Origin of the sequence: Candidatus Trichorickettsia mobilis (assembly GCF_034366785.1) — a bacterium.
Taxonomy (GTDB): Bacteria; Pseudomonadota; Alphaproteobacteria; order Rickettsiales; family Rickettsiaceae; genus Trichorickettsia; species Trichorickettsia mobilis_A.
Map to the genome: position 1 here is coordinate 1 of NZ_CP112967.1, position 876 is coordinate 876.

The following is an 876-nucleotide window of genomic DNA, read 5'->3' on the forward strand; positions in this document are numbered from 1 at the left end:
TCATTAGAATAAGCACGCTTGCTATCTTGGATTTGTTTAGGATTGATTCGAGTTTCATATTAAATCTCATTGTTTTTTGGCTTTTTCCGATCTTAACTGTTCTAGTTTTTCCTGTACGTCTAATGCGTTTAAATAGACGCCTTTGGTAAATACGATATCTACTTTAGTTCCTCCGGAAACTAGAAGTACGGGCGACATACTTTCTGCTTGTTTGATATAATAATCGGCTATTTTCTCGGCAGCGTTAGAAGCACCCGCAAAAGCTCCTTCCTGCAACATATCTCCCATACCCTTCTTTTTGGTGCTGCCTGCACCGAAACTAGTTATGATCATCTGATCCTGCCCCTTGGCAGAACCCGCAAAACCGCTGATCATGCCTCCGATCATCGCATTCTTTAGATGCTTACCGCTAGTTTGTACTACTTTTCCTTTAATACCGTTCATACCGTCGTCACCGTGAATAAGCCCCGCTATTTTGGTAGTGTAAATTAGTTCGCTTACGGGATCGGTGCATGAGAGAACCTCCGCACGCACGATCGCCCTCTCACTTGATAAATCACCGTAAGACGATCCCATAATCTTGCAATGAGTTAGATCGATGTTAAAGTTCTTCGGTAAACTCCCTCTATCCGTAATTCTGATAACTACGGGAACAGGCTCGGAACTGCTACCGATAGACGTAGATACGGCAATGCCTCCGAGTAAAATACCCTTAACGTAAGCGGTTTCAGGAATAAAACTATTCGCTGATTTAGGGCGATCGAATATCTCAGCCCTGTCCATATGATTTACCGTAATCCGAGATTCGTCTATTTGCGGCCGGTTACTTTGCCGAGATTTGTCTTCTTCCTCGGATTTTACTCTAGCATTTGCAAA

1 protein-coding gene is annotated in these 876 nt (G+C 43.2%); it reads right to left on the minus strand.

Annotated features, from left to right (window positions below):
- Positions 1–66: 66 nt before the first annotated feature.
- The coding region (locus Trichorick_RS09235; protein ID WP_323739357.1) for a TraB/VirB10 family protein at positions 67–876 on the minus strand (810 nt) is incomplete at its 5' end.